Origin of the sequence: Diplocloster agilis, from assembly GCF_019042275.1 — a bacterium.
Taxonomy (GTDB): Bacteria; Bacillota; Clostridia; order Lachnospirales; family Lachnospiraceae; genus Diplocloster; species Diplocloster agilis.
Window position 1 is genome coordinate 1 of record NZ_JAHQCW010000117.1, and the last position, 239, is coordinate 239.

At 52.7% G+C, this 239-nt stretch carries 1 rRNA gene; it reads right to left on the reverse strand.

Annotation, left to right across the window (positions count from 1 at the left end):
• Window positions 1-141: 141 nt before the first annotated feature.
• Window positions 142-239 (reverse strand): 5S ribosomal RNA (gene rrf, locus KTH89_RS24795); the annotation flags it as partial.

A 239-nucleotide genomic window follows, 5' to 3' on the forward strand; every position in this document is an offset into this window, starting at 1 on the left:
CTCTAATCACTGGTAAAACCAGCTTCTCTGTTCTGCATCAGGCTCCGGGACGCTTCCCGGCCTGTATGCTCCAGAATCTATATGCAACCTGGCCGGTTCCGACTTTTTCAAGTCTTCCCCTGCAGGAGTTTTTTTAAGAGAATCTGGCATCCACCTGCTCTCCCATACCGTCACCAGTATAGTACCATCGGCCGCCTAGGTCTTAACCATCGTGTTCGGGATGGGAACGGGTGTGTCCC